We start from the raw sequence: 814 nt of genomic DNA on the forward strand, positions 1-814 counted from the left end.
GAAGAGTTGGAAAAAGATGAATGTTACGGATGTGCCTATGGAAAATGTGGACCATGTATCGGCATCTGTTACAAATCAATGAAAGCATAGGAGGGTTAAGCCAATGAATACAACAGTTATTTCCGGGCGATTGGTAAGAAATCCCGGATACAACGAAGTGGAGAATGAAAAAGGACTTCATAAGATTGCCAAGTTTGTTCTGGCAGTCAGAAGAAATTATTCCGATGAAGTCAGTTTCATTCCGGTAAAGGCTTTTGCAAAGAAAGCAGAATTTGCCAGAGATTATCTGATGCAGGGCACGAAGGTCATGGTGGAAGGCGAGATTGTCACAGGTAATTATGAAGATAAGGATACCGGGAAAAAGATTTATACCACCGAAGTGTATGCAAACCGGATTGAATTCGCAGGTGCAAAAATGGTTGACAGACCACCGTTTCCAGAAGATGCGGAAGGGTTCTTAGAGATCCCAGAGGGCATGGAAGAAGAAATGCCGTTTAGATAGAGGAGGATAAAAGATGGTTTCAGTAGATCAGGCGTATATGGTAGGGCATATGAAAAATGCCGATGGAAGTATCAATAACAAAAATGTAGTGCTGTCAGCAGCATGTGAAGCAGCGGAACTGTTCCAGTGCATGATGTCAGTAAATCAGAAACTGGAGGACTGGCAGAGATTTAACCACACCTTGGAGCAGCATCTTAGAAGTGTGGAATGTGAGAAAATCCATGATATTTGTCAGGCAGTATATGGAATGAAACATCCGTCCGATGAACTGGAAGGATTGTATCTGGCAAGAGAGGATGAACAGATATGCCT

At 42.5% G+C, this 814-nt stretch carries 2 protein-coding genes; both read left to right on the forward strand.

All coding sequences use genetic code 11. The features are described 5' to 3' along the window. Positions 1-103 precede the first annotated feature (103 nt). Positions 104-502: a single-stranded DNA-binding protein gene (locus G5B12_RS17015; protein WP_005344165.1), complete on the forward strand. Its 399-nt coding sequence runs from the start codon at positions 104-106 to the stop codon at positions 500-502. Positions 503-515: 13 nt separating this feature from the next. Beyond that, a partial coding sequence (locus tag G5B12_RS17020; protein ID WP_174088954.1) for a hypothetical protein occupies positions 516-814 on the forward strand: 299 nt, incomplete at its 3' end.

Source organism: Blautia sp. MSK.20.85 (assembly GCF_013317245.1).
GTDB lineage: Bacteria > Bacillota > Clostridia > Lachnospirales > Lachnospiraceae > Blautia_A.